Source organism: Clostridium sp. YIM B02551 (assembly GCF_022324735.1).
In the GTDB taxonomy this organism is placed as follows: domain Bacteria; phylum Bacillota; class Clostridia; order Clostridiales; family Clostridiaceae; genus Clostridium_T; species Clostridium_T paridis.
In genome coordinates, this window is sequence record NZ_JAKGTF010000004.1 from 1 (window position 1) to 25,596 (window position 25,596).

Genomic DNA, 25,596 nt, shown 5'->3' on the forward strand with positions numbered 1-25,596 from the left:
CATAATAAAATGCTCCCTCTATAGTTACAGTTTTATTATTTTAACTGTCTACTATAAAGGGAGCATATCAAAAAGCAACGGTTCTTTTTTTTATATTAAATGTAGTTAATTGTAAATTATAAGAAAAAAATAATCATAAATATCCTTTTTAAAATGACAATATTTTCCTATGACTAGTTTTATAATTTAAATGGGGTGATAATTATGATAATATACATAGATATTTTACTTATAGAGAATTTTATAATAAATTTATTTCTATTAATGGTAATGACAAAATTATTAAAGGTTAAAAAGAGGAGAAAACAAGAAGTTTTTGCAGCAACTTTAGGAGCCTTCTATGTTTTAGTCATGATTAGCCCAAGTTTAAAGTTCTTTACATTAATACCTTTTAAGATAATTGTCTCAATAATTATGGTATATATAACCATTGGAACAACACATATAAAGAATTTAATTAAAGGAACAGGGGTATTAATAATGCTGTCCTTTTTATTAAGTGGCGTGTGTTTTGGTTTATCATTTTTTTCAAATGGATATAGTTTGAATTCGGGATACACTTTAAATTCATATCCTATTAAATACTTGGTACTCGCTATACTTTGTATTTTAATATTTACTGAAAGAATTGTAGACATAATTAAAGATAAATATTTTGTTAGTAATTACACTTATGACTTAACAATTAAAATTAACAATAAAGAGATTCACACACAAGGGTTTTTAGATACAGGAAATGAACTAAAAGAACCGATCACAAATCTACCAGTAATAATTATTGAAAAGGCGTTATATGATGATGTGGATTTAGACCCAAAGAAACTACTATATATTAATTTTAAAGCTGTTAATGGTGTTGACGGAATGTTAAGAGGAATAAGAGTAGATGAAATAATTATAGAAAATGAAAGCTGTAAATTGTTAAGAGAAGGAATTGTATGTTTTACCGAGCATTCACTGGCAGAGGATGGTGAATATAGAGCTTTATTATCAAGAGGAATAGTATAGGGGTGTTGACGTTATGAATAAAATTCTAATTATAATAAATAGAATATTAAGCAAACTAAAATTATTTAGAAAAAAAGTATATTACGTTGGAGGAAATGATGCACTTCCACCTCCGCTTTCAAAGGAAGAAGAAGAACAATTAGTTTCAAATTTAATGAATGGAAATGAAAAAGTCAGAAGTACACTAATAGAAAGAAATTTGCGATTGGTAGTTTATATAGCAAGAAAATTTGAAAATACTGGAGTTGGAGTTGAAGACTTAATATCAGTAGGAACTATTGGTTTAATAAAGGCAGTCAATACCTTTAATCCAGAAAAGAAAATTAAATTAGCCACCTATGCATCACGTTGTATAGAAAATGAAATACTAATGTATTTAAGAAGAAATTCCAAAGTGAAGGCTGAGATTTCTTTTTATGAACCATTAAATATTGATTGGGATGGAAATGAATTATTGCTTTCAGATATATTAGGTACTGAAAATGATATTGTATATAATTTAATTGAAGATGAAGTTGATAAACAATTATTATTCATGGTACTAAAAAATTTGAATGACAGAGAGAAGGAAATAGTTAAATTAAGATTTGGATTATATGGCTCTAGAGAAAAGACTCAAAAGGAAGTAGCCGACATGTTAGGTATTTCTCAATCATATATTTCTAGATTAGAAAAGAAGATAATTAATAGATTGAAAAAAGAAATGAATAAAATGATTTAATATGTTTAGTATAAAAAAACCTCCTAAGGGATATACTCTTAATGCAGTCATTTATTACGTCCTAAGGGGTTGGTCATTTTGATTATTAATAAGGTTGAAATCTGTGGAGTAAATACAGCTAAACTACCAGTGCTAAAGTCAAAGGAAATGAAAGAGTTGTTAATTAGAATGAAAAACGGCGATGAAAGTGCTAGAGAAGTTTTTATTAAAGGCAATTTAAGGCTAGTATTAAGTGTAATACAAAGATTTAACAACCGTGGTGAAAATGTAGATGACCTTTTTCAAGTGGGTTGCATTGGATTAATGAAAGCTATTGACAATTTTGACTTAGAGCAAAATGTTAAGTTTTCCACTTATGCAGTACCAATGATAATTGGTGAGATTAGAAGGTATTTAAGAGATAATAATTCAATTAGAGTAAGTAGATCATTAAGAGATATTGCTTATAGAGCTCTACTTGTAAGAGATAGATTAATTAATGAAGATAATAAAGAACCTACAATTTCTCAAATTGCAAAAGAACTAGAATTGCCAAGAGAGGAAGTTGTATTTGCACTGGATGCTATTCAAGATCCAGTATCGTTATTTGAGCCTATATATCATGATGGTGGAGATGCCATTTTTGTTATGGATCAAATTAGTGATACCAAAAATGGTGACGATAATTGGCTTGAGAACATATCTATTAAAGAAGCAATGAAAAAGCTTAATGAAAGAGAAAAATTAATACTTACATTAAGATTTTTTAATGGAAGAACACAAATGGAAGTTGCAGATGAAATTGGTATTTCACAAGCACAGGTTAGTCGATTAGAAAAAACTGCATTAAAGCATATGAGAAAATATGTTTAAGAACAGCTTGAATTAAGGGAATTCAGAATTATGAGTTCCCTTAATTTTATTATTAAAAATAAAGTTATATTACAATATTATTTGAATATTATGTAGTATAAGGTTTTAAAATTAGGGGGATTAAAAAATGGAAGAAATATTACATTCATTAAATGCTATAAGAACTATGGAAGTTATTGATATAGAAAGAGGAATAAAGATTGGATTTGCGAGAGACTTTAAGATAAATTGTGATAATAATTCTATTGAATCTATTCTTATTCCAATACAAAAAGGAAATTGGTTCGGTAAGATGGAATATATAGAAATAGCTTGGGGCGATATTATTAAAATAGGTGAAGATGTGATACTTGTAAATCTCAAGGAAATTGCTCAAGAAATACTCTAGCAAATTTAGCATTTTATAGGTATAATATATTTACATCATATATGAGGGGCGTGAATAGAATGAGATGTCCATATTGTTCCTATGAAGAAAGTAAAGTAGTTGATTCAAGATCGACTGATGATTTTGCTGCAATTAGAAGAAGAAGAGAATGCTTAAGCTGTGGTAAAAGATATACAACCTATGAGAAGCTTGAGGATATTCCAATTCTTGTTATAAAGAAAGATCAAAGCAGAGAAAACTTTAATAAGGATAAAATAATTAGTGGGTTAATAAAAGCATGTCAGAAAAGACCTGTTTCTAGAGCTCAAATCGAGGAAATTGCAAGTGATATAGAAAAAGCAATAAGTAATAAGATGATTTCTGAAATAAAGTCTGACCTTATTGGAGAAATGATAATGGATAGATTAAAAGACATTGACGAAGTAGCTTATGTTAGGTTTGCGTCAGTTTATAGACAGTTTAAAGACATAAATACTTTCCTTCAAGAAATTGAACGATTAATGTTAAATAAATAGTGAATTAAGGACTACATAATTTAAAGCGTACTAAAAAGAGATAAGTATATATCATTTTAGTAACTTTGTAAGTAGTCCTTTTATTATATACATATTAAAAATTTGTGTTATAGTTTAGTTAAGATGTGTTAATTTTTGTTATATATACAATAAGATATACATATAAAATGTTAAAATTAAGAGGTAAGAAAGTATGCAAAATAAAACTATGAAGGATTTTATAAGTATAGTAGATGAAAATTATGAAGTATATTTCTCAATTGGAGATAAAAATTATAGTAAAAGTACAATGAGTGGTAGAGCCAATATAAAAAGTTTAGAGGATATTTTCTCAATGGATTCAATAAAATATATATCTCAGGTCCATTCAGATAAGATAATAAAATTGATTAACATTGAAGAAGATACTTCAAAATTAGAGGCAGATGCTATAATAACTAGTTTAAAAAATACTGGAATAGGAGTTTTTTATGCAGATTGTGTACCAGTTATACTTTATGATAAATCAACTGGAATAATTGCAGCAGTGCACAGTGGATGGAGAGGAACCTACGAAGAAATTGTTAAAAAGACAGTTTTATCAATGGGGAATGAATACAACTGTAAGATATCAAATATAAAGGTTATAATAGGACCGCATATTCATGACTGCTGTTATGAAGTAAGTGAAGAGCTTAAAAAACAATTTACAACGAATGATTCATTTAAAGGAGTAAATTTATTCAAAGGTAGAAATTTATCTCTTAAAAAAGCCATTATAAAAGGATTAAATGACTTAGGAATAGAAGACGAAAATATATTTACATTAGATTACTGTACTTGTTGTGAAAAAGATATTAAATTACATTCTTACAGAAGAGATGGGATTAATTCAGGAAGATGCTATGGATTTATAGTAAAAAAATAGCTGGAGGTAATAAAAATGTCAAGCGAGAAAATATTTATTGTTGATGATGAAGAACATATATTAGAACTTTTGAAATTTAATTTTGAAAATGCAGGTTACAAGGTAGATACAGCAACCAATGGGGTTGATGCATTAAAAAAGATTAAAGCTGAACCACCTAAACTTATTTTGTTAGATGTTATGCTTCCGGGTATGGATGGTTATGATGTTTGCAAAGAGATAAGAAGGGAAAGCGCAACTCAAAATATTCCTATAATAATGATTACTGCAAAGAGTGAAGAACTTGATAAAATTCTTGGCCTCGAACTAGGAGCAGATGATTATATTACTAAACCTTTTTCAGTTAGAGAGATTCTTGCTAGAGTAAAAGCAGTATTAAGAAGAACAACTTCAAATACAACAACTGAAAGAGCGTTTAATGTATACAATATATCAGTAGATTTTATTAAGCATGAAGTACTTAAAGATGGGCAAAAAGTAGACTTAACGCTTAAGGAGTTCGAATTATTAGAAATATTAATTAGAAATAGAGGAAAAGTATTAACTAGAGAGACATTATTAGATAAAATATGGGGATATGAATACATTGGAGAAACTAGAACCGTTGATGTGCATATAAGACACCTTAGAAAGAAAGTTGAAGAAGATGATAAAAATCCTAAACTAATTGAAACAATAAGAGGTATAGGATATAGATTCTTCAGCGGAGATTAAATATGAGAAAAAAAATCTTATTTTCTATAATAGTAACCGTTCTGTTTGCACTTATAGTTGTAAGTACAGCATTTATAACTATGGTAAACTATCAATATGTAAATAATGCAAAAGAAACCTTGAAAATTTACAATGAATTAGTTAAGTATTCTGACTTAAAAAATATAGAAAACATCCCTAAGTTAGCAGCAGCAGATAAAGATACTCCAGAAATAAGAATTACATATATCTTAAAAAGTGGGAAGGTTGTCTTTGACACCGATGAAGATAGTTCAAAACTCGATAATCATAATACAAGAGAGGAAGTTCAAGCTGCAAGGCAAAATGGTGAGGGTTCAGCTATTAGATTTTCAAATACTTTACACAAAACTATGGTTTATTATGCAACCCAATTAGATGATGGAAGTATAATTAGAACTTCAATTCCATTAGAAAATACTAAGTTATTCTACAATGGATATTTTAAGTATTATATTTTAGTCTTTTTAATTGTAATTTTAGTTACAATTTGGTTATCATTTAAATTAATTAAAGTTATTGTTGAACCAGTTAAGGAAATGGAATTTATAACTTCGAGAATTGCTCAAGGTGAATATAATAGAAGAGTTAGAATTTTCTCAAAAGATGAACTTGGTTCGCTAGGAAAAACTTTTAATAATATGGCAGAACAATTACAATCTAAGATAAACGAAGTTGTAGAAAAACAAAATAGACTTGAAGCTATTTTAACTAGTATGGACAGCGGTGTTATAGCAGTTGATAGAATGCATAATATAATAATGATAAATCCATATGCAAAAAATATATTTAGCATTAAGGATGACATAATAGGCAAACCCCTATTAGATCATATTCGTGATTTTGAATTAGATCTTCTCTTTGAAGAGAAATCAGAAGGCGTACATGAGATTAAAATTATTTGGCCAAGTGAAAGAATATTAAGAATAAGAACTACAGATATTATAAATGGAAGTGAATTCATAGGGACAGTTGCTGTTCTACAAGATATAACTGATATCAGAAGACTAGAAAATATGAGATCTGAATTTGTAGCAAATGTTTCTCATGAACTTAAAACTCCACTTACTTCAATAAAAGGTTTTGCTGAAACCTTAAAATATGTTGAAGATGAGGCAACTAGACAAAAGTTCTTAGGTATTATTGATGATGAATCAGAAAGACTAACAAGATTAATTAATGATATCTTAACTTTATCAAATATTGAACAAAACAACGATATTGTAAAAGAAGAATTCCATCCTAAAGAAATAGTTGAAGATGTAACATTATTAATGAAAAAACTTGCTGATGATAAAAAAATACAACTAAACACTTCTAATGTTTCTTCTGTATATTTATATGGAAGTAAAGATGGATTTAAACAGATGGTTATTAATCTTCTGGAAAATGCAATCAAATATTCAGAAGAGGGAGATACAGTAAACTGCAGAAGTTATAGTAAGGATGGGGAATATTATTTTGAAGTAGAGGATACCGGTTGCGGAATACCTGAAAATGAATTAACAAGAATCTTTGAAAGATTTTATAGAGTTGATAAAGCTAGAAGCAGAGCTAAAGGTGGAACTGGTTTGGGTCTTGCAATAGTAAAACATATCATAAAGAGTTATAATGGAACAATTGATGTTCAAAGTGAAGTAGGAAAAGGAAGTAAGTTCTTAGTTAAAATTAAACATTTATAATAAAAAAAGAGGCAATGGCCTCTTTTTTTTATTATTAAATAAGAATATGTAAGTAATTTAAATAAAGATTAAATTGTAAAATTCCTTGTCAATATAGCTAATGTTAATTTTAATTAACATTAGCATAATACTAATTTACATTTATCTAATAGTGGGTTAACTTTGTAGGTTTATTATTAATCTTGTAAGGAATAATAAATATGTAAATAAAGTTTTGGAGGAATAGAAATGAAAAGAAAAGGAATAAAATTTACAATCTTAGGTATGTCTCTAGTATTAGGACTTTCAGCTTTCGCTGGATGTGCAAAGAAAGATGATACTGCAAACCAAACTAAAAAGTTATCAGGAAGCATAACTTCAGCTGGATCAACTGCTTTACAACCATTAGTTGAAGCATCAAAAGATGGATTTAATTCTGAATATCCAGATATAACAATTAACGCTCAAGGTGGTGGATCCGGTACAGGATTAACTCAAGTATCTCAAGGAGCAGTTGATGTAGGAGATTCAGATGTATTTGCAGAAGAAAGTTTAAAGCCAGAAGATGCAAAAGCTCTTGTAGATCATAAAGTAGTTGCTCAAGGATTTGCTGTAGTAGTTAATAAAAACTTAAATGTTACAAACTTAACTAAGAAACAAATTCAAGACATATTTGCTGGAACAATTAAAAACTGGAAAGAAGTTGGCGGACCAGATAAGGAAATCATAATCGTTCACAGACCAAGTTCTTCAGGAACAAGAAAGACTTTCGTTAAAGTTGTACTTGATGGAAACAAAGATTTAGAAAATGATAAGCTTGGTGTTACTCAAGATAGTAATGGAGCTGTAGTTCAAGCTATGGAGAAGTCTGATGGATCTATCAGTTATGTTTCACTTGCTTACTTACAAAGTGATGAAGCAAAAGATAAACTAAGCGGAGTTAGCATTGAAAATGTTGCACCAACTAAAGAAAACATAACAACTGGTAAATATATATTCTGGTCTTGGGGACATATGTACACTAAGGGTGAACCAAGTGAAGTAGTAAAAGCATTCTTAGATTATGTTGGAAGTGACAAAAACAAAGACGTTATAAGCAAACAAGGATATATCAACGGTTCAGAAATGAAGGTTAAATAATAATTAAAGAGAATTCTCCAAGGGCTGATTAGTTTCAGCCCTAAATTTGATGGAGGGGGATAATTAAAAGTATGGAAGGCTCAAGAAGTTTTGTAAAAAAATTAAGAACAGAATATACAGGGAAAATATATGCTTATTTATGTGGAATAATTATTATCATATTAACACTTTCTATAATGTTTTTTATTGCATCAAAGGGACTTCAAACCTTTATAACAGATAAACAAAGCATTAAGGATGTGTTATTTGGACTTACTTGGAAACCAGATGCAAGCACTCCTAAGTATGGGGCTTTGGTGTTTATACTAGGATCAACATTTGTTTCAGTAGGCGCGGTTATAATTAGCGCCCCTATTGCTATAGCATTAGCAATATTTATGAATCTTATTTCAAGTAAATTTGGTAAAAAAGTATTACAACCTGCATTAGAATTATTTGTTGGAATACCATCAGTAGTTTATGGATGGATAGGTATATCAATTTTAGTACCATTAATCAAAAACTCCTTTGGAGGTTTAGGTTTTAGTTTGTTATCAGGTATTTTAGTTTTAAGTATAATGATATTACCAACTATTGCGTCACTTGCCTCAGATGCAATCAGTACAGTACCAAGAGACTATTTAGAAGCTTCTTATGGATTAGGGGCTACTAGGTGGCAAACTATAAGTAAGGTAATAATTCCAGCAGCCAAAAGCGGAATATTAACTGGAGTAGTTCTTGGAATAGCAAGAGCTTTTGGAGAAGCTTTAGCGGTACAAATGGTTATAGGAAATAGTGCAAGAATTCCAGCTGGTCTTACAGATTCAACAGCTACATTAACAAGTATTATAACAATGGATATGGCTAATACAGCAACAGGAACCCCATGGAATAATGCTCTTTGGACACTTGCATTAATACTTCTAGTTATTAGTTTCTTATTTATATTAATAATTAGAAAGATTGGATCAAGAGGTGAGTAATATGAAAGCAAAAACCCAAGATAAGATTGCAACAGTAATTTTGTATATTATTTCCAGTTTAGTAGTATTACTACTAGTAGCATTTATGGGATATATAATTTATAGGGGAGCGTCCTCATTAAATATAAATTTCTTAATTTCAGCTCCAAAGACCACATCTTCTGGTGGTGGAATTGGACCAGAGTTATTTAATTCATTATATATGCTTGTAATTTCATTAATTATTACTGTTCCATTTGGAATAGGAGCAGGAATATATCTAGCAGAATATGCTAAAGAAGGTAGATTTGTTCGTTTTGTTAGATTATCCATAGAAACAATGGCATCTTTACCTTCTATAGTAATAGGTTTGTTTGGATTATTAGTTTTCGTAACATATTTACATTGGGGATATTCAATATTAGCTGGAGCTATTTCAGTTTCCATACTAAATTTACCTTCCCTTGCAAGAGTAAGTGAAACAGCAATAAAGGCATCCTCAAAAAAAGTTAAAGAAGCTAGTTTAGGACTTGGGGCTACTAATTGGCAAACAATAAAAAAGGTTGTATTACCTTCTGCTATGCCACAAATATTAACAGGAATTATATTAGCTTCAGGAAGAATATTTGGTGAAGCTGCAGCGTTCTTATATACTGCTGGACTTAGTTCAGGAAGACTTAAGTTTACAGATATAAGTCTTGTAAATAATACATCACCATTTTCATTATTTAAACCAGCTGAAACCCTAGCAGTTCATATATGGAAATTAAACTCTGAAGGTTTAGTGCCAGATGCTGCAAAAATAGCAAATGGTACATCAGCTGTTTTAATTATAGCTGTACTATTATTTAATATTCTAGCAAGAGTAATTGGAAATGCACTATATAAGTCATATAGTGGTAAATAGGAGGAAAAAAGTATGGGAATTATAGATACTAAAAACTTAAATTTATATTATGGTAAATCGCAAGCATTAAAAGATATAACATTAGAAATTGATAGAAATTCAGTTACAGCATTAATTGGACCTTCAGGTTGTGGTAAATCAACTTTTTTAAGAACCTTAAACAGAATGAATGATTTGATAGATAGTGTAAATATATCTGGAGAAGTATTTTTTGAAGGAAAGAATATATATAGCGACTACGATGAGATATTATTAAGAAAAAGAGTAGGAATGGTATTCCAAAAAGCTAATCCATTTCCAATGTCTATTTATGATAATATAGCATATGGTCCTAAAATACACGGTATAAAAAATAAAGCAGAGCTTGATGAAATTGTGGAAAATAGTTTAAAAGGGGCAGCTTTATGGGATGAGGTTAAAGATAGATTAAAGAAGAGTGCATTAGGTCTTTCAGGAGGGCAACAACAAAGACTTTGTATAGCAAGAAGTTTAGCTGTTGAACCAGAAGTACTTCTAATGGATGAACCTACTTCAGCACTAGATCCAATTTCAACTAGTAAGATAGAAGAGCTAATGGATGAACTTAAAAAGAAGTATACAGTTATCATAGTAACACATAATATGCAACAAGCAGGTAGAATTGCTGATAAGACTGCTTTCTTCTTAAACGGCGAAGTAGTAGAATATGATTTAACAGAAAACATATTTTATAAACCTACCGATAAGAGAACAGAAGACTATATTACTGGTAGATTTGGTTAAAAACAGAATAAAGGAGAGATTTATATGACAAGAACTTCTTCAGATTTAAAACTAAAAAAGATACACGAAGATATAATAAAAATGGGTAGCATAGTTGAAAAACAAATTTTTCTATCAATCGAAGCATTAAAAAGTAAGGATGTAGATTTGGCCAATGAAACTATTAAGAAAGATGATTTAGTTGATAATCTACAAAAGCAAATAGAGGAAGACTGCATAAAATTTATAGCAGCTGAACAACCTTTAGCTGTTGATTTAAGAGATATATTTACTGCAGCTAAGATCGTTACAGACTTAGAGAGAATGGCTGACCATGCAGTTGACATTTGTAAAATTGTCAAAAGAACAAAGGATCAAAAACATGTTAAAGAGCTTAAGGACATAGGAGAGATAGCGGCAAAGGTACAAAATATGATAAAGCTATCTATTGATGCATATATAGCTTTAGATGAGAAAAAAGCATTAAGTATATGTAAGATGGATGATGAAATAGATGCTTTATATAAGAAGGTATTTGAAGAACTCTTAGGTATAATGAGCAATCAATCTGAACACATTGGTCAATCAGCTCAATTATTATTTGTATGCAAATATCTAGAAAGAATTGCAGACCATGTTACTAATGTTTGTGAATGGACTATCTACTTAAAGACAGGTAAATATGTTGATTTAAATGAATAAATGTGATTAGTATTATTTAAGGTAAGCAGAAACCAAAGGGTTTCTGCTTATTAATTTGTAGAAATTCATATTTCTTGACTTAATTTAGGAATTAAGTTAAGATTACATAATGAAAGAGTATGGGTTAATAAGCCAAAAAATTAGGAGAAAGTTATGAAAAATAAAATTTTAAAGGTTGAAGCTAATAGTTTAGGTGAAGAACTTGGAATTGAAGCTGGAGATTTTTTATTATCTATAAACGGTACTGCTATAGAAGATATTATGGATTATAAATTCTTAATGTCGGATGAATATATAGAAGTTGAAATAGAAAAGCCTAACGGAGAAGTTTGGATTCTTGAGGCTGATAAGGAAATACAAGAAGACTTAGGCGTGGATTTCGAAAGTTCCATAATGGATAGAGCAAAGAGTTGTTCTAATAAATGTATTTTTTGTTTCATAGATCAATTGCCAAAGGGAATGAGAGATACACTTTATTTTAAGGATGATGATTCAAGATTATCTTTTTTACAAGGTAACTTTGTAACCCTTACAAATATGAAAGAATCAGATATTGATAGAATAATCAATTATAGAATAAGTCCTATTAATGTAAGTGTACATACTACAAATCCCGAACTAAGAGTTCAGATGCTAAACAATCGTTTTGCAGGTAATATATATGATAGACTTAAAAGACTAGCGGAAGCAGAGATTGTAATGAATGCTCAAATAGTAGTTGTACCTGGAGTAAATAATGGAGAAGAGCTTAAAAAGACTGTAGAGGACTTATATAAGCTTTATCCGCATGTGCAAAATATTGCAGCTGTCCCAATAGGTGTTACAAAATATAGAGAAGGTTTAGCAAAGTTAAAAACTTTTGATAAAAATTCTGCGTTAAAAGAAATTGAGGACCTTAAAGAATTACAAAAAAAGTATATGAATGAGATTGGAGCCCCTTTTGTACGTTTGTCAGATGAATTTTACGTTATGGCAGGAATAGATGTACCAGAAGAAGATTTTTATGGAGAATACGAACAGCTTGAAGATGGTATAGGTATGATAAGATTATTTAGGCAATATGTTTTAGATAACTTAGACAGCTTAAAGAAAGACATAAAAGGCAGCTTTACCATGATAACAGGTGTTTCAGCTTATGATGAAATCTTATGGGCCTCAAATAAAATTAAAGAAGCAAGTAACAACATAAATATAGAAGTTTTTAAAATTAAAAATGATCATTTTGGTGAAACTATAACTGTTGCAGGTTTATTAACTGGAAGAGATATAATTGAACAAATTAAGGATAAAATAAAATCCAAATATTTAATTATGTCTAGTAATATGTTTAGAAAAGGTTACGAGCTTTCAAATTCAAAAGAACTAGTTATGCTAGATGATATTAAAATTGATGATATTGAAAAAGAATTAGGTGTTAAGGTTATAGTTGTGGACTATACTGGAGAAGACTTAATTCAAAATATAAATAAACATTTAGAGGAGGGTTAATAATGGGAAAACCGATTGTTGCCATAGTAGGTAGACCAAATGTAGGTAAATCTACATTATTTAATAGATTAGCAGGAAAAAGAATATCAATAGTACAGGATACTCCAGGAGTTACTAGAGATAGAGTATATGCAGAAGCAGAGTGGTTAACTCATAATTTCACTATGATTGATACAGGTGGAATAGAGCCAGAAAATGAAAATATTATTGTTAAGCAAATGAGAAGACAGGCACAAATAGCTATTGAAACAGCAGATGTTATTGTCTTTATAGTTGATGGAAAAGAAGGATTAACTGGAGCAGATAAAGAAGTTGCTCAAATGCTTAGAAAAAGTAAAAAACCAATAGTTTTAGTTGTAAATAAAGTTGACTCATTAAAAGAAGAAGATAACGCATGGGAATTCTATAACTTAGGAATAGGTGACCCAGTTACAATTTCAGCTTCACAAGGTTTAGGTCTTGGAGATATGCTTGATAGGGTTGTAGAACACTTTAAAACTATTGGAGAAGATGAGGAAGAAGATGAATACATAAAGATTGCTATGCTTGGAAAACCAAACGTAGGAAAGTCTTCTTTAATTAATAAACTTTTAGGTGAAGATAGAGTTATTGTATCAGACGTTCCTGGTACAACTAGAGATGCAATTGATAGTTACTTAGAAACTGATATAGGTAAGTTTACTTTAATAGATACAGCTGGTCTTAGAAGAAAAAGTAAAGTAAAAGAAGAAATAGAAAGATACTCAGTAATTAGAACATATACCGCTATTGAAAGAGCTGATGTATGTATACTTATGGTCGATGCTCAAGAAGGAGTAACAGATCAAGATGAAAAGATAATTGGATATGCCCATGAACTTAAAAAAGCAATAATGGTTATAGTTAACAAGTGGGATTTAATTGAGAAAGATGACAAGACTATGGCTAACTACCAAAAAGATTTAATGGCAAACTTAAAGTTTATGTCATATGCTCAATACCTATTTATTTCAGCTTTAACTGGTCAAAGGGTTCATAAGGTATTAGAAGTTGCAAAATATTGCTACGATAATTACTCTAAGAGAATTTCTACAGGTATATTAAATGAAGTTATAAATAAAGCAGTTCTTATGAAAGAGCCGCCAGTTGTTGGTTTAAAGAGATTGAAAATATTCTATGCTACTCAAGTTGCATCAAAACCACCAAAGTTTATTTTCTTTGTAAATGATAGTAATGCTTCTCACTTCTCATATGAAAGATATCTTGAAAATCAGTTAAGAGAAAGTTTTGACTTTAAAGGAACTGGAATAGAGATAGAATACAGAGAAAGGAAGGAATAGTTATGGAGAAGGTTGCTTTTCTTGGAGGAGGTAGCTTTGGAACAGCTCTAGCTACAGTAATAGCCAATAAAGGCTATAACGTAAATTTTTGGCTAAGAAATGAAAAAATAGCACAAGAAATCAATCAAAACCGAACTAATGAGAAATATTTAAAAGGTGTAAAGATTCCAACTAATGTTAAAGCCACTTGTGATTTAAAAGAGGCTTTAACAGATGTTAAGTATATAGTTCTTACAATACCTTCATCATCTATTAGAAATGTTTGTGAGCAAATAAGGGAATATATAAATGATGATAGTGTTATAATTTCACTAGCAAAAGGTATAGAAGATGGCACGAATTTAAGACTTTCAGAGGTAATTGAACAAGTTTTAGATAAAAAGCCAGTAGTTTTATCCGGTCCATCTCATGCAGAGGAAGTAGCAGCATTAATACCTACTACAATAGTATCTTCAAGCAAAGATATGAAGCTTGCTGAAGAAGTTCAAGAACTGTTTATGACACCAACCTTAAGAATTTATACAAATGAAGACTTAATTGGTGTGGAAGTTGGGGGAGCAGTTAAAAATATCATTGCAGTTGCAGCTGGTATCCTTGATGGAATAGGGTATGGTGATAATACAAAGGCTGCTCTTATGACTAGAGGTATGAAAGAAATTTCTAGAGTCGGAATTAAGCTAGGTGGTAAGGAAGAAACTTTCTATGGGTTGACAGGCATGGGAGACTTAATAGTTACCTGTACATCAATGCATTCAAGAAATAGAAAAGCTGGTATTTTATTTGGAAAAGGTAAAAAACTAGATGAGGTTTTAAAGGAAGTTGGAATGGTAGTTGAGGGGGTAAAAGCTTGTCACGCATTCTATACTTTAAAGGAATCCTTAGGTGTAAGCATGCCAATAACAGATGTACTTTACAAATTTATATTTGAAGAAAAAGATCCAATTAAAGCTATTGAAGAGCTTATGCAAAGAGATAAAAAAAGCGAAAGCTATTAATATAAACTCCAGAAGGAAAAAGTTTAGTTCCTCTGGAGTTTTATTTATTGTTATAAATTCTTCTGAAAACAGATTGCTTCAGGATTATTAGCATATTTACCATAGTTCTCTATTTGGATATAATTATTTTTCCTATAAAAGTTTACTGCAGCTTTATTGGTTACTCTAGTTTCAAGTAATAAAAAGTTATATCCCATATTTCTAGCCTCTGTTTCTAAATGTTTTAGAATTATTGTTCCAATTCCCGTATCTTTAACCATAGCAAACATTCTTTTAACTTCAGCAGAGTATTGACTAATTGGGCGAAAAGCTCCACAGCCTATAGCTTGTCCAGAATCATCATAGGCTATTACAAATAATGAACGAGGAACAAGCACATCATTTGGATCAAAAGAGTTTTTCCCACTAGCTCCAGTTATATTTTCTAAACTTTTAGATAGCTCATCCATTAACATAATTGCATCAACGTCTTTTGGACTTTTCTTTATTATTTTCATATTTCATACCCCAACTCACAAAAATATTAATAACTTTAAGAATATAAACATAATTATACTATAAATAAAAGAAAAAACACCCAGAACATGTATCAAAGTTACTAAAAATGTTATTTGTTCAGTACCTAAATCCATATAAATAATTTATAAAATCAGTATACTTTTTGTTGCTCATTAATATATATATATTGTTAATAATATTTTAGGAGGATTAGCTTGGAGGATTTTAATATCTATAAGGATATAGCAGAAAGAACCCAAGGGGATATATACGTTGGGGTAGTAGGACCTGTAAGAACTGGTAAGTCTACATTCATAAAGAGATTTATGGACCTTATGGTTATTCCTAATATCGAAAATACTTATAAAAAAGAAAGAGCTAAAGATGAATTACCTCAAAGTGGTTCAGGGAAGACAATTCATACTACAGAACCTAAATTCGTACCAAATGAAGCTGTAGATATAACAATTGAAGAAGACTTAAAGCTTAAAGTGAGATTAGTTGATTGTGTTGGTTACATTGTAAAAGGAGCACTAGGATATATGGAGGAGGATACACCTAAAATGGTTCACACTCCTTGGTATGACAATGAAATTCCTTTTGAAGATGCGGCAGAAATTGGCACAAGAAAAGTAATAACTGATCATTCTACTATAGGCTTAGTAGTAACAACTGATGGCTCAATAACTGGTATTTCAAGAGAAGACTATGTTGAAGCTGAAGAAAGGGTTATAGATGAACTTAAATCTATAAATAAACCTTTTATAATTGTACTTAATACTATAAATCCAAATTCAACTGAAACAAAAGAATTAAGAAAGAGCATGGAGTTAAAATACAATGTATCTGTTCAAATATTAGATGTTCAAAAAATGGATGAGAGTTCAATTCAAAAATTATTTAAACAAGTACTTAAAGAATTCCCTGTTAAAGAAATAAACATAGATATGCCGGAATGGATTGAAAAACTTGATGGTTCTCATTGGCTAAAGGCAAACTTTATAAACATAATCAGATCAATGTGTGAGAACATATATAAAGTTAGAGATATAAAAGGGTGTTTAGATAGTACCTCAGGAGAAGATTACTATGCACAAAGTGATATTTCAGAAATGAATTTAGGTGACGGTAGTGCAAAGATAATGATGAAACCTAAGGATGGAGTATTCTATAAAATACTTAGCGAATTATGTGACACAGAAATAAAATCAGATTCTCATCTAATGGAATTAATAAAGGAATTACACTTAGCTAAGGTTGAATACGATAAAGTATCACAAGCCTTAGAAGATGTAAAGAACACTGGATATGGACTAGTAGCACCTCAATTAACTGAAATGAAATTTGAGGAACCTGAAATTGTTAAGCAAGGATCAAAATATGGAGTGAAATTAAAGGCTAGCGCTCCAAGCTTGCATTTAATTAAGGCTGATATTGAAACAGAAATATCACCAATTATGGGTTCTGAAAAGGAAACTGAGGAGCTTATGAAATCTCTATTAAACCAATTTGAGAATGATCCATCAAAGTTATGGCAAAGTAATATGTTTGGTAAATCTCTAGAAGTTTTAGTTAAAGAGGGCTTACAAAATAAACTATATAAAATGCCAGAGGATGTACAAGTTAAAATTCAAAAAACTCTACAAAAAATAATCAATGAGGGCAATGGCGGATTAATCTGCATAATTTTATAGCTAAATGCTAATTAATATAGGCCTTAAGGTGAGTTTTAAATAGCTTTATGGCCTATTAATTTTTTAGGAGGATACTATGCCAGATAAAGGGAAAAGCAAAAGTGGTTCAGGTAAGAATAATAAAAATACTAAGACCACTAAGAATTCAAAAAATGATACAAAAAAGCAAACAAATAAGAATCAAGAAAAGAAGAAAAAGTAGGTTTTGTAAATTGATTTAACTGGAAATTTGGTATATAATATGCTGGTAATGATGTCTGGGTATAGCGCAGATGGTAGCGTACAAGACTGGGGGTCTTGGGGTCGCGGGTTCAAGTCCCGCTACTCAGACCAAAATTGGCATTTAACCCTGCAAACATGGAGTTTGCAGGGTTCTTTGTTTTTCTTAGAAATATTCAAAAGTGGACAAAAAGGTGCCGAAATTTTTATTTGGTCAAAAAACAAGTACATTACTTCAATGTTTTCAATTTTTGAAAAGTATATAAGTATGCGTAGATATATAATAATTGTATACTTATGCTGCAATTATATAGATAAAAAATGATAGTATAGAAGAGGTGTATATTATGATTTGTGATTATCATGTGCATTCAAACTTTAGTGATGATTCTGAATACATTATGGAAAAGGTCATTATTGATGCAATAAAAATGGGAATAGGTGAAATTTGTTTTACGGATCATGTTGATTATGGTATTAAGGTAGATTGGGAACAATCAGATAAGATTAAGTATGATGGAAATACGTCTATTCATAATGTAAACTATCCTTTATACTTTAAAGAAATTGAAAGATTACAGAACAAATATTGTAGTGATATTAAAATAAAAAAGGGCCTTGAGTTTGGGATACAAATGCACACAATTCCGTGTTTTCAAAAAATATTTAATTTATATCCAATGGATTTTGTTATTTTATCAATTCATCAAATTAATGATAAGGAATTTTGGACTAATGAATTTCAAAAAGGAAAAACAGAGAAAGAATATTATGATGAATATTACCAAGCAATGTATGATATAATACAAAACTATCATAATTATAGTGTCATTGGTCATATTGATTTAATACGAAGATATGATAACAAAGATGATTTTCCTTTTAAGAATAATAAAGAGATTATCACACAAATTCTTAAATATATCATTAAAGATGGCAAAGGAATTGAAATAAATACAAGCTCTCATAGATATAAACTGGATGATTTAACACCATCACATGAAATACTAAAAATCTATAAAGAATTAGGCGGAAAGATCATTACGATTGGTAGTGATAGTCATGTACATGAAGATTTAGGAGCATATATTAAAGAAACGAGATTAGAATTAAAAAAACTTGGATTCAAATATTATTGCACTTTTAAAGATATGAAGCCAATTTACCATGAATTGTAGGATAAATATAGATTGGTTGACAATTCCTAGAGACAAAAGCCCTGCAAACATGATAGTTTGCAGGGCTTTTGTCTTTTGATGGAATATTAAAAGTTAGAATGTGTTTATATTAATGGTATAGAGATAATACACAATATTTATTTAATAGTAAGTAATAAATATAAAAATATGCAGTGATTATAGGTTCAATAAATTCTATATTAGCAATTTATTGAACAGGAGAAAAAGATATCTCACCTGTGCCGACTATTATCATAAGATCACCATTTTTAATAGGACCCAATTTTACAATTTCATTTGGATTAATAGTTCTTAATAGTACTTTTTGATTTCCATCTGAATCAAGCACAATCACTGTAACTGGTGCATCAGGAGTTGTAAGTTTTGATGTAACAAATTTTCCTGAATACTGAGAGATATCATAGATACCTTGTTTATAAGTGTTTGCGATAGGTGGTGGTTGAACCTGAGCTCTCGGAAACTCAACAAATGTAAATATTGATATCAAAAAAAATAATAAAAATTTCTTTATATTCATAGGAACACCTCCATTGTAATAGTATTTTAATTTTTAAATCTCAATATTCACTTTATTTGCAATTAAAAAATAATAACATCTAATTTGCTGAAATATAATTTCATATATGTTAAGATTATTTATAGCTTTTAGTTATTGGAGGAATTGACATGAAAATAGGTTTTTTTGACTCGGGTATAGGTGGTATGACTGTATTGTATGATACTTTAAAGATCCTACCTAATGAAGATTACATATATTACTCAGATACTATAAATGTTCCATATGGGCCAAAGCCAAAAGAAGAAGTTAAAAAATATATTTTGAATGCAGTGGATTTTATTATTAAGCAGGGGGTTAAGGCTGTAGTTATTGCATGTAATACAGCAACAAGTGTAGCAATTGAAGAACTGAGGGCTAAATATGACATCCCAATAATCGGAATGGAGCCTGCAGTAAAGCCAGCAGTTGAAAATAATAAAGATATAAATAAGCGAGTTTTGGTAACAGCTACAGAATTAACTATAAAAGAAGAAAGACTACAGAATCTTATTAGTAAATTAGATAACGAACATGTTGTAGACTTATTGCCACTTCCGGGATTAGTTAAATTTTCTGAAAGGCTTGAATTTAGTGATGAAATTGTACTACCTTATCTTAAAGAAGAACTAAATAAATATGATATAAAAAACTATGAAACTATTGTTTTAGGATGTACTCATTTCTCATACTATAAAGATATGTTTAAGAAGTTAGCTACGCCACAGGTTAATATTATAGATGGAAATTACGGTACTGCTAAAAACTTAAAAAGGATTTTGAAAGAAACGAATTCTTTAAGTAACGGCAACGGAAATATTTTATTCTATAATTCTGGAGTAAAGGTTGAAGATAAAATTGAATTAGCTAGATATGATAAGCTATTTAAAAGACTTCATGATATAAATAAATCAATTTAAAGTATTTTTACATTTGGAGGAATAAACCTTATGGAAGAACTTAGAATTAAAGAATGTAATTTAGATGATATAGAAAAAGTAAAATATATTAGTGAAAAAACATTTTATGAAACCTTTTCTAATGAGAATACTAAAGAAGATATGGATAATTATCTGAAAGAGAATTTTTCTTATGAGCAGTTAGAAAGTGAAATCAAGAATAATTCTTCAAGATTTTATATAGTTCAAAATAGCGAAGAAGTAGTTGCCTACATGAAGCTTAATTTTGATAAATCGCAAACAGAGACTGGGCATCCTAATACTATTGAAGTTCAAAGAATATATGTATTACAAGATTATAAAAGCAAAAAGATCGGTAAAAGATTAATGCAAAAAGCAATAGAAGTTGGGATAGAAAATAATATAAATTATATTTGGTTAGGTGTTTGGGAACACAACTTAAATGCCATAAGATTTTATGAGAAACTAGGACTTGAAAAATTTGATACACATATTTTCAAGTTAGGTGATGATGAACAGACAGATAATTTAATGAAATTAATATTGTAATTTTACTTATTATAAAATCTATGATAATATTTATCTGTAAACAAAATATTATATTTTAAAGTTTTATAGGGTTCCGCAGTTTTAAATTAATCACTGGACTGGTCCAAGATAAAACGTACAGTTTAACTGTATTCACGGAAGGATAAAAGCCTGGGAGATATATTTATATCGCCTTGGCTTTTCTTATTTTTATAGTGAAAAGGAGAGTGAAAATTATGAAATGGTTATTTTTAATTTTAGCAGGTATGTTTGAAGTATGGTGGGCTATAGGGCTCAAATATTCACAAGGATTTACAAAGTTTATTCCAAGTGTTCTGACTGTTGCTGGGATGATAGCAAGTTTCTATTTTCTATCATTAGCATTAAAGAATATTCCCTTGGGAACAGCATATGCAATTTGGACTGGTATAGGTACAGTTGGTACTGTAATTTTAGGAATAATACTATTTAAAGAGCCTTTTGAAATTATTAGGTTAATTTGTATTGGGTTTATTATAGTAGGGATAGTAGGATTAAAGATTGTATCTCCAAATTAATTAGGCTAATTTATAAATATTTAAAAAACCCTTAATCTTAGGATTCATTAAGAATAAAAGGAATAGTTTACATATATATATGTAGTGATTGTATTATTGGGTGAGATATGTATCTTTTTTAAAAGCCATATGATTTTTAGTGGAGGGCGAATAATGAAAAACAAATTAACTTCTCTAGTTGTTACTATTATGATAATAATTACTAACATAGTCGTGGGAACTAAGATGATAAGTGCTAATGCACAAACTATTACTAGCAAAAGATTAAGTGGTTCAGAAAGAATTGAAACCTCATTAGCAATAGCAAATGACTATAATAGTGGAATCCTTGAGAATGTAGTTTTAGCAACTGCATACGACTTTCCAGATGCTTTAACTGGAAGTGTATTAGGTGCAAAGTTAAAAGCACCAATATTACTTGCAGGGAAAGAACCAAAAGATTGCCAAAAGACTTTAGATTATGTAAAAGCACACCTCTCAAAAAGCGGGGGAATATATATTCTAGGTGGAAATGGAGTTATTGGGGATTCAATAATAACTTACTTAAAATCAAAAGGATTTAATAATTTTGTTAGATTAGGTGGCAGCACTAGACATGAAACAGCAAAGTTAATTGATGAATCTATAGGCGTTAAAGTAGGAACACCAGTATTTATTGCTATAGATGATAACTTTCCAGATGCATTAAGTGTATCTTCAGTAGCTGGTATTAAACAATATCCAATACTATTAACGTTAAAAAATAGCTTGCCTCAGGCTACAATAGATCTTCTTAATACTATTAAACCATCAAAGGTCTATATTGTTGGTGGAACAGGAGTTATAACAGAAGATGTCAGATCTCAAATAAAAACTCAATTAGGATTACAAGATAGTTCAATTGTTAGACTTTCAGGTAGTGATAGATATGATACTTCACTGGCAGTTGCTAAAGAATTCAATTTAAGTACAAGTAATGCAGTTATAGCAACAGGTGAAGACTTCCCAGATGCACTATCAGGAAGTGTACTAGCTGTAAAATATAATGCACCAATTGTACTCGTATCAAATGATATTCCTAAACAAAAAGATTATCTATATTCACAAGGAATAAACAATATCCTAATATTAGGTGGAAATGGAGTAGTATCACTTGCCACAGAAGATATACTAAAAGATAATAATCCATCATTAGGAAATATTCAAGCTAATATAGTAAATGGAGGTTCTGCAGTTAGGCAAGGTGACTGGATTTATTATGCTGGGGCTGACTACGCAATTTATAAAATAAAATCTGATGGAAGTTATAAAACAAGATTAGTTACAGCAAACGCCCTAGATTTAAACATAAAAGGAGATTGGCTGTATTATATTGCAGATGACCATATATCTAAGATAAAGACTGATGGGACAAATAACCAAAGAATATCGGATAGAAAAGTAGTAAATAAGATGATTATCGTTGGTGACATTATATATGTAGAAGAAGAATATGGTGGTGGAATGACATTATTAACGCTTGATGGAAGTTGTATTGGTGTCCAGTGGGGAAATGGGAGAGATTTCATAGTCTCTGGAGAAAATTTTTACTTTAATAATATGGGTGATTTTGAAGACTATATATATGTATCTGGACCTGAGACTAAACAACTAAATAACGAACATTCCTATAATCTTAATTTATATGATGATAGAATATACTTTACAAATTCAGATCATTATATTATTAGAATAAACACTGATGGGAGTAATAGAACTCAAATAGGAACAGATAAAGCAGAAAATCTATTAGTTACTGAAGGATGGATTTACTATAGCAATAAAAGTGATAATTATAAATTATATAAAATGAAACTAGATGGAAGTTCTAAAACTAAAATAAGTGATAAAACTATAGAAGCATTTAATATAGTTGGAGACTTAGTTAAATTTAATGAAAATGGAGAAACTAAATTTATAAAGAAGTAAATCTAGGTATTTTTAACCCCTTTGAACAAATGAGTTCATAGGGGTTTTATTCTATTTTTATAAGGCCTTTTCCTATAATAACAATTTTATAATCGGGTTTCATAGGTGGCAATTTAAATTTTAGAGAGTTAGGGCTTAATTCATTAGATGTAAGTATTTCTTTAGTCCCATCTATTATATCTACAACAGCAGTTTCTGTAGGTGAAATGTTTTGAAATTCATATTCATTCTTTGATGGAAGGGATAAATCTGAAAATTTATATATGCCTTCTTTAAGCACAGCATGTGCATATGCAGGTTCTAAACAGAAAATGTTTATAAACAGACATAAAAATAAAATAAATAATAAAGTAAATTTTTTCATTTTAAACCTCCTTTAAATTATATCATGAAATATAGACCATTCCATCACCGACAATCATGAGTTTATATGAATCTTTAAGAGGTGTTAATTTATATTTATCTGAGTTCGGTTCTAGTTGAATACATTGGATTCTATGTTGATTTTCATCATAAATAGCAATATAAATGCTTTTACTAGAAACATTTTGAACATAATAAATATTATTTGGAGAAAAATTAAAATCAGATACTTTATAAACACCCTCTTTAAAGGTGTTTGTAGTTATAGCAGAAACAGGAGTTGTTTTTAAAAAAATTAATAAAATAAATAAAATAGATATAATAAGAGCACAAAATTTTTTCATCTAGCCTACCACCTTTCAAGCATATTATGAGCAAAATACTTCATAATATACTTTTATCTTTTCTTATATATATCTTTTAATTAGTTGATGTAAGCTATATACTAAATATAAGTTTTATAAACTTTTGAAATAACTGCTATATAGCTAATTAAGGAGGCTTTAGATGGATCATATAAGTTTTACTCCATTTCCTGTGTTAGAAACTGAAAGACTTTTATTAAGAAGAGTAGAAAGATCAGATGCTAAATATATATTTAGACTTCGTTCTGATGAAACATATTGCAAGTTTACTGGAATTAAAAAGTACAAGGATATTAATGAAGCTATAAAATACATAGATAGAATTCATAAGGATATTGAAAGTAAAGAATGTATCTTATGGTCAATTTGCAGTAAAGATACAAATGAATTTATTGGAGGTATTAGCTTATGGGATATTAAAGAAGAAGAGAAACAATCAGAAATAGGATATGATCTTCTACCTGAATTTAGAGGAGAAGGATATATTCAAGAAGCAATCAAAGTAGTAATAAGCTATGCATTTAATGAATTGAACTTTCGTAAAATAGTAGCTAAAGAAGTTAGAACAGAAAATATTAAATCAATGAAAGTTTTAGAAGAAAGTGGATTTGAAGTTATTAAGAAATATGAAGTTGTAACTGAAGATGGTAATGAAGAAGAGAGGGCAGATCATTCATTATTAAAAAATAGATTTTAATTTGTTAACTAAATTTCTAAAGCAAAATTAGTATGAAAATATAAAAGAGTACCTTTATATATGAGGTACTCTTTTCGTATTTATATAAATAATTACTGAAAAAAATATTTGATACTGAGCACCATGGATGTCTGGTATGTAGAATTAATGAATAATAAGCAAGGATACAAAGTGCATTATAAGCATAAACAAAAAACACATGAGGAGAAAGGGGAAATCAATGGATATGAGAGATTTGTTATATAAATGTTTAGAGTGTGATAAACAAGAGATTGTTAGGGCAGATAATCATATAAAGGATGGAAGAAGATGCAGGATTTGTAAAGGAAGATTAGAACAAGTTGGATATTTAGGATTAGATTTAGCAAAGGAAGCAAATAAAAGCTCAACTCCTTATACCCAAAGGGTGAAAAAGTCAAATAATTCAAAGCTTTAGAAGATTGGATAAAAAGGTAGTTTTATAAACTACCTTTTATTATTTAATTGCAGTTCCTAGTAAAAACCAAGGAAGTGGATTAAATCCGTAGTTATAGTACATATACGGATTATAATATGGGTAATAGTTGTAATAAGGATAATAACCGTAATAAAAATAAGGTGTACGAGAATAATTTCCCATTGGCATATTATAAGTTCCAATCTGAGTTCCAGGATACATATTACTATATGGATACTGCATAGGTACATTCATAGGTTGTTGCATATTTTGCATACTTTGCATATTATAAGGATTTTGCATGTATGGTGTTGTATATTGCTTATTAGTTTTATTCTTTTTATCCTCTTCATGCATACCTTCTGGATTAGCAGGAGGAATTATAACTTCTTGAGGATAGTTTTGAGGATAGAATAGAGGATTATTCATTACTTTCTCCATTAAAATTTATCACAATACTGATATATGTTTTTAATCCATAAATGTGAAACCTAAATTAGTTAATAAACATTTTTTTATCTCTTCAAAGCCAATAACGGTTTATGGATATTTTCAATATCCTCTTCAGTAAGCTCATTAAAGCTTTCTAACTTTGCACAGATATTTTAATAGCTGCATCAT

General features: G+C 29.4%; 30 protein-coding genes, 1 tRNA gene and 1 riboswitch. Of the genes, 26 read left to right on the forward strand and 5 right to left on the reverse strand.

Going from position 1 to position 25,596, the window contains the following annotated elements; all coding sequences use genetic code 11:
* Nucleotides 1-204 precede the first annotated feature (204 nt).
* From L1S47_RS05725 to L1S47_RS05800, 16 genes are all read left to right on the forward strand, one after another.
* The gene (locus L1S47_RS05725; RefSeq protein ID WP_202766168.1) at nucleotides 205-1,008 is read left to right on the forward strand and encodes a sigma-E processing peptidase SpoIIGA; all 804 of its coding nucleotides are present in this window, start codon (nucleotides 205-207) and stop codon (nucleotides 1,006-1,008) included.
* Between the two features lie 13 nt (nucleotides 1,009-1,021).
* Nucleotides 1,022-1,729 (forward strand): RNA polymerase sporulation sigma factor SigE, encoded by a 708-nt coding sequence (gene sigE, locus L1S47_RS05730; RefSeq protein ID WP_202766169.1) that lies wholly within the window; start codon nucleotides 1,022-1,024, stop codon nucleotides 1,727-1,729.
* A gap of 78 nt (nucleotides 1,730-1,807) precedes the next feature.
* A complete protein-coding gene (gene sigG, locus L1S47_RS05735) occupies nucleotides 1,808-2,581 on the forward strand; it encodes an RNA polymerase sporulation sigma factor SigG (RefSeq protein ID WP_202766170.1) in 774 nt (257 codons plus the stop codon).
* 127 nt (nucleotides 2,582-2,708) lie between these two features.
* A complete protein-coding gene (locus tag L1S47_RS05740; RefSeq protein WP_202766171.1) occupies nucleotides 2,709-2,969 on the forward strand; it encodes a YlmC/YmxH family sporulation protein in 261 nt (86 codons plus the stop codon).
* Nucleotides 2,970-3,028: 59 nt separating this feature from the next.
* On the forward strand, nucleotides 3,029-3,484 hold the full coding sequence (nrdR, locus tag L1S47_RS05745) for a transcriptional regulator NrdR (protein ID WP_202766597.1): 456 nt from the start codon (nucleotides 3,029-3,031) through the stop codon (nucleotides 3,482-3,484).
* A gap of 193 nt (nucleotides 3,485-3,677) precedes the next feature.
* Nucleotides 3,678-4,391: a peptidoglycan editing factor PgeF gene (gene pgeF, locus L1S47_RS05750; RefSeq protein ID WP_238882510.1), complete on the forward strand. Its 714-nt coding sequence runs from the start codon at nucleotides 3,678-3,680 to the stop codon at nucleotides 4,389-4,391.
* A gap of 15 nt (nucleotides 4,392-4,406) precedes the next feature.
* Nucleotides 4,407-5,105 (forward strand): response regulator transcription factor, encoded by a 699-nt coding sequence (locus L1S47_RS05755; protein ID WP_238882511.1) that lies wholly within the window; start codon nucleotides 4,407-4,409, stop codon nucleotides 5,103-5,105.
* Nucleotides 5,106-5,107: 2 nt separating this feature from the next.
* Nucleotides 5,108-6,805 carry a two-component system histidine kinase PnpS gene (gene pnpS, locus L1S47_RS05760; RefSeq protein WP_238882512.1) on the forward strand — a complete coding sequence of 566 codons (1,698 nt, stop codon included), beginning with the start codon at nucleotides 5,108-5,110 and terminating at the stop codon, nucleotides 6,803-6,805.
* Nucleotides 6,806-7,033: 228 nt separating this feature from the next.
* Entirely contained in the window at nucleotides 7,034-7,924 is an 891-nt protein-coding gene (locus L1S47_RS05765) for a phosphate ABC transporter substrate-binding protein (RefSeq protein WP_238882513.1), read from the forward strand.
* 71 nt (nucleotides 7,925-7,995) lie between these two features.
* Nucleotides 7,996-8,886 carry a phosphate ABC transporter permease subunit PstC gene (gene pstC, locus L1S47_RS05770; protein WP_238882514.1) on the forward strand — a complete coding sequence of 297 codons (891 nt, stop codon included), beginning with the start codon at nucleotides 7,996-7,998 and terminating at the stop codon, nucleotides 8,884-8,886.
* 1 nt (nucleotide 8,887) lies between these two features.
* Nucleotides 8,888-9,772, forward strand: a complete 885-nt coding sequence (gene pstA, locus L1S47_RS05775) for a phosphate ABC transporter permease PstA (protein ID WP_238882515.1) — start codon at nucleotides 8,888-8,890, stop codon at nucleotides 9,770-9,772.
* Nucleotides 9,773-9,784: 12 nt separating this feature from the next.
* Entirely contained in the window at nucleotides 9,785-10,534 is a 750-nt protein-coding gene (pstB, locus tag L1S47_RS05780; protein WP_238882516.1) for a phosphate ABC transporter ATP-binding protein PstB, read from the forward strand.
* Between the two features lie 24 nt (nucleotides 10,535-10,558).
* Nucleotides 10,559-11,215: a phosphate signaling complex protein PhoU gene (gene phoU / locus L1S47_RS05785; RefSeq protein WP_202766179.1), complete on the forward strand. Its 657-nt coding sequence runs from the start codon at nucleotides 10,559-10,561 to the stop codon at nucleotides 11,213-11,215.
* Between the two features lie 153 nt (nucleotides 11,216-11,368).
* Nucleotides 11,369-12,703, forward strand: coding sequence for a DUF512 domain-containing protein (locus tag L1S47_RS05790; protein WP_238882517.1), 1,335 nt, complete (start codon nucleotides 11,369-11,371; stop codon nucleotides 12,701-12,703).
* A gap of 2 nt (nucleotides 12,704-12,705) precedes the next feature.
* Nucleotides 12,706-14,022, forward strand: coding sequence for a ribosome biogenesis GTPase Der (gene der, locus L1S47_RS05795; protein WP_238882518.1), 1,317 nt, complete (start codon nucleotides 12,706-12,708; stop codon nucleotides 14,020-14,022).
* 2 nt (nucleotides 14,023-14,024) lie between these two features.
* Nucleotides 14,025-15,017, forward strand: a complete 993-nt coding sequence (locus tag L1S47_RS05800; protein ID WP_238882519.1) for an NAD(P)H-dependent glycerol-3-phosphate dehydrogenase — start codon at nucleotides 14,025-14,027, stop codon at nucleotides 15,015-15,017.
* 50 nt (nucleotides 15,018-15,067) lie between these two features.
* Here the strand turns inward: L1S47_RS05800 and L1S47_RS05805 are convergent, their stop codons facing one another.
* Nucleotides 15,068-15,514: a GNAT family N-acetyltransferase gene (locus tag L1S47_RS05805; protein ID WP_238882520.1), complete on the reverse strand. Its 447-nt coding sequence runs from the start codon at nucleotides 15,512-15,514 to the stop codon at nucleotides 15,068-15,070.
* 216 nt (nucleotides 15,515-15,730) lie between these two features.
* Between L1S47_RS05805 and spoIVA the strand changes: the two genes are divergently transcribed.
* The 4 genes from spoIVA to L1S47_RS05820 all read left to right on the forward strand — a co-directional run bounded on the left by spoIVA (nucleotide 15,731) and on the right by L1S47_RS05820 (nucleotide 18,606).
* Entirely contained in the window at nucleotides 15,731-17,209 is a 1,479-nt protein-coding gene (gene spoIVA, locus L1S47_RS05810; protein WP_202766184.1) for a stage IV sporulation protein A, read from the forward strand.
* A gap of 76 nt (nucleotides 17,210-17,285) precedes the next feature.
* Nucleotides 17,286-17,411 carry a hypothetical protein gene (locus tag L1S47_RS20550; protein ID WP_274601334.1) on the forward strand — a complete coding sequence of 42 codons (126 nt, stop codon included), beginning with the start codon at nucleotides 17,286-17,288 and terminating at the stop codon, nucleotides 17,409-17,411.
* Between the two features lie 55 nt (nucleotides 17,412-17,466).
* Nucleotides 17,467-17,542 (forward strand) — tRNA-Pro (locus L1S47_RS05815).
* A gap of 233 nt (nucleotides 17,543-17,775) precedes the next feature.
* On the forward strand, nucleotides 17,776-18,606 hold the full coding sequence (locus L1S47_RS05820; RefSeq protein WP_238882521.1) for a histidinol-phosphatase HisJ family protein: 831 nt from the start codon (nucleotides 17,776-17,778) through the stop codon (nucleotides 18,604-18,606).
* Nucleotides 18,607-18,814: 208 nt separating this feature from the next.
* Here L1S47_RS05820 and L1S47_RS05825 read toward each other — a convergent pair whose 3' ends face one another.
* A complete protein-coding gene (locus L1S47_RS05825; protein WP_238882522.1) occupies nucleotides 18,815-19,114 on the reverse strand; it encodes a hypothetical protein in 300 nt (99 codons plus the stop codon).
* A 179-nt stretch (nucleotides 19,115-19,293) separates the two neighbouring features.
* On the opposite strand from L1S47_RS05825, the gene murI reads away from it, so the two are divergent.
* The 4 genes from murI to L1S47_RS05845 all read left to right on the forward strand — a co-directional run bounded on the left by murI (nucleotide 19,294) and on the right by L1S47_RS05845 (nucleotide 23,114).
* Nucleotides 19,294-20,082 carry a glutamate racemase gene (gene murI, locus L1S47_RS05830; protein ID WP_238882523.1) on the forward strand — a complete coding sequence of 263 codons (789 nt, stop codon included), beginning with the start codon at nucleotides 19,294-19,296 and terminating at the stop codon, nucleotides 20,080-20,082.
* 30 nt (nucleotides 20,083-20,112) lie between these two features.
* Nucleotides 20,113-20,631, forward strand: a complete 519-nt coding sequence (locus L1S47_RS05835; RefSeq protein WP_238882524.1) for a GNAT family N-acetyltransferase — start codon at nucleotides 20,113-20,115, stop codon at nucleotides 20,629-20,631.
* Between the two features lie 54 nt (nucleotides 20,632-20,685).
* Nucleotides 20,686-20,790, forward strand: a riboswitch (guanidine-I (ykkC/yxkD leader).
* Nucleotides 20,791-20,846: 56 nt separating this feature from the next.
* The gene (gene sugE, locus L1S47_RS05840) at nucleotides 20,847-21,167 is read left to right on the forward strand and encodes a quaternary ammonium compound efflux SMR transporter SugE (RefSeq protein WP_238882525.1); all 321 of its coding nucleotides are present in this window, start codon (nucleotides 20,847-20,849) and stop codon (nucleotides 21,165-21,167) included.
* A gap of 153 nt (nucleotides 21,168-21,320) precedes the next feature.
* Nucleotides 21,321-23,114 (forward strand): cell wall-binding repeat-containing protein, encoded by a 1,794-nt coding sequence (locus tag L1S47_RS05845; protein WP_238882526.1) that lies wholly within the window; start codon nucleotides 21,321-21,323, stop codon nucleotides 23,112-23,114.
* Between the two features lie 46 nt (nucleotides 23,115-23,160).
* Here the strand turns inward: L1S47_RS05845 and L1S47_RS05850 are convergent, their stop codons facing one another.
* Nucleotides 23,161-23,478, reverse strand: a complete 318-nt coding sequence (locus tag L1S47_RS05850; protein ID WP_238882527.1) for a hypothetical protein — start codon at nucleotides 23,476-23,478, stop codon at nucleotides 23,161-23,163.
* 22 nt (nucleotides 23,479-23,500) lie between these two features.
* Nucleotides 23,501-23,821 (reverse strand): hypothetical protein, encoded by a 321-nt coding sequence (locus tag L1S47_RS05855; RefSeq protein WP_238882528.1) that lies wholly within the window; start codon nucleotides 23,819-23,821, stop codon nucleotides 23,501-23,503.
* A 163-nt stretch (nucleotides 23,822-23,984) separates the two neighbouring features.
* Between L1S47_RS05855 and L1S47_RS05860 the strand changes: the two genes are divergently transcribed.
* The gene (locus tag L1S47_RS05860; protein ID WP_238882529.1) at nucleotides 23,985-24,539 is read left to right on the forward strand and encodes a GNAT family N-acetyltransferase; all 555 of its coding nucleotides are present in this window, start codon (nucleotides 23,985-23,987) and stop codon (nucleotides 24,537-24,539) included.
* A 220-nt stretch (nucleotides 24,540-24,759) separates the two neighbouring features.
* On the forward strand, nucleotides 24,760-24,975 hold the full coding sequence (locus L1S47_RS05865; RefSeq protein ID WP_238882530.1) for a hypothetical protein: 216 nt from the start codon (nucleotides 24,760-24,762) through the stop codon (nucleotides 24,973-24,975).
* 39 nt (nucleotides 24,976-25,014) lie between these two features.
* On the opposite strand, the gene L1S47_RS05870 is transcribed toward L1S47_RS05865, so the two are convergent.
* Complete coding sequence (locus L1S47_RS05870; protein WP_238882531.1) at nucleotides 25,015-25,404, reverse strand: hypothetical protein; 390 nt, start codon at nucleotides 25,402-25,404, stop codon at nucleotides 25,015-25,017.
* Between the last annotated feature and the right edge of the window lie 192 nt (nucleotides 25,405-25,596).

Bases quoted from the DNA above. Each gene is read 5' to 3' on its own strand.
- L1S47_RS05725 (WP_202766168.1), top strand. From the start codon at position 205: ATGATAATATACATAGATATTTTACTTATAGAGAATTTTATAATAAAT.
- sigE (WP_202766169.1), top strand. From the start codon at position 1,022: ATGAATAAAATTCTAATTATAATAAATAGAATATTAAGCAAACTAAAA.
- L1S47_RS05740 (WP_202766171.1), top strand. From the start codon at position 2,709: ATGGAAGAAATATTACATTCATTAAATGCTATAAGAACTATGGAAGTT.
- nrdR (WP_202766597.1), top strand. From the start codon at position 3,029: ATGAGATGTCCATATTGTTCCTATGAAGAAAGTAAAGTAGTTGATTCA.
- pgeF (WP_238882510.1), top strand. From the start codon at position 3,678: ATGCAAAATAAAACTATGAAGGATTTTATAAGTATAGTAGATGAAAAT.
- L1S47_RS05755 (WP_238882511.1), top strand. From the start codon at position 4,407: ATGTCAAGCGAGAAAATATTTATTGTTGATGATGAAGAACATATATTA.
- pnpS (WP_238882512.1), top strand. From the start codon at position 5,108: ATGAGAAAAAAAATCTTATTTTCTATAATAGTAACCGTTCTGTTTGCA.
- L1S47_RS05765 (WP_238882513.1), top strand. From the start codon at position 7,034: ATGAAAAGAAAAGGAATAAAATTTACAATCTTAGGTATGTCTCTAGTA.
- pstC (WP_238882514.1), top strand. From the start codon at position 7,996: ATGGAAGGCTCAAGAAGTTTTGTAAAAAAATTAAGAACAGAATATACA.
- pstA (WP_238882515.1), top strand. From the start codon at position 8,888: ATGAAAGCAAAAACCCAAGATAAGATTGCAACAGTAATTTTGTATATT.
- pstB (WP_238882516.1), top strand. From the start codon at position 9,785: ATGGGAATTATAGATACTAAAAACTTAAATTTATATTATGGTAAATCG.
- phoU (WP_202766179.1), top strand. From the start codon at position 10,559: ATGACAAGAACTTCTTCAGATTTAAAACTAAAAAAGATACACGAAGAT.
- L1S47_RS05790 (WP_238882517.1), top strand. From the start codon at position 11,369: ATGAAAAATAAAATTTTAAAGGTTGAAGCTAATAGTTTAGGTGAAGAA.
- der (WP_238882518.1), top strand. From the start codon at position 12,706: ATGGGAAAACCGATTGTTGCCATAGTAGGTAGACCAAATGTAGGTAAA.
- L1S47_RS05800 (WP_238882519.1), top strand. From the start codon at position 14,025: ATGGAGAAGGTTGCTTTTCTTGGAGGAGGTAGCTTTGGAACAGCTCTA.
- L1S47_RS05805 (WP_238882520.1), bottom strand. From the start codon at position 15,514: ATGAAAATAATAAAGAAAAGTCCAAAAGACGTTGATGCAATTATGTTA.
- L1S47_RS20550 (WP_274601334.1), top strand. From the start codon at position 17,286: ATGCCAGATAAAGGGAAAAGCAAAAGTGGTTCAGGTAAGAATAATAAA.
- L1S47_RS05820 (WP_238882521.1), top strand. From the start codon at position 17,776: ATGATTTGTGATTATCATGTGCATTCAAACTTTAGTGATGATTCTGAA.
- murI (WP_238882523.1), top strand. From the start codon at position 19,294: ATGAAAATAGGTTTTTTTGACTCGGGTATAGGTGGTATGACTGTATTG.
- L1S47_RS05835 (WP_238882524.1), top strand. From the start codon at position 20,113: ATGGAAGAACTTAGAATTAAAGAATGTAATTTAGATGATATAGAAAAA.
- sugE (WP_238882525.1), top strand. From the start codon at position 20,847: ATGAAATGGTTATTTTTAATTTTAGCAGGTATGTTTGAAGTATGGTGG.
- L1S47_RS05845 (WP_238882526.1), top strand. From the start codon at position 21,321: ATGAAAAACAAATTAACTTCTCTAGTTGTTACTATTATGATAATAATT.
- L1S47_RS05850 (WP_238882527.1), bottom strand. From the start codon at position 23,478: ATGAAAAAATTTACTTTATTATTTATTTTATTTTTATGTCTGTTTATA.
- L1S47_RS05855 (WP_238882528.1), bottom strand. From the start codon at position 23,821: ATGAAAAAATTTTGTGCTCTTATTATATCTATTTTATTTATTTTATTA.
- L1S47_RS05860 (WP_238882529.1), top strand. From the start codon at position 23,985: ATGGATCATATAAGTTTTACTCCATTTCCTGTGTTAGAAACTGAAAGA.
- L1S47_RS05865 (WP_238882530.1), top strand. From the start codon at position 24,760: ATGGATATGAGAGATTTGTTATATAAATGTTTAGAGTGTGATAAACAA.
- L1S47_RS05870 (WP_238882531.1), bottom strand. From the start codon at position 25,404: ATGAATAATCCTCTATTCTATCCTCAAAACTATCCTCAAGAAGTTATA.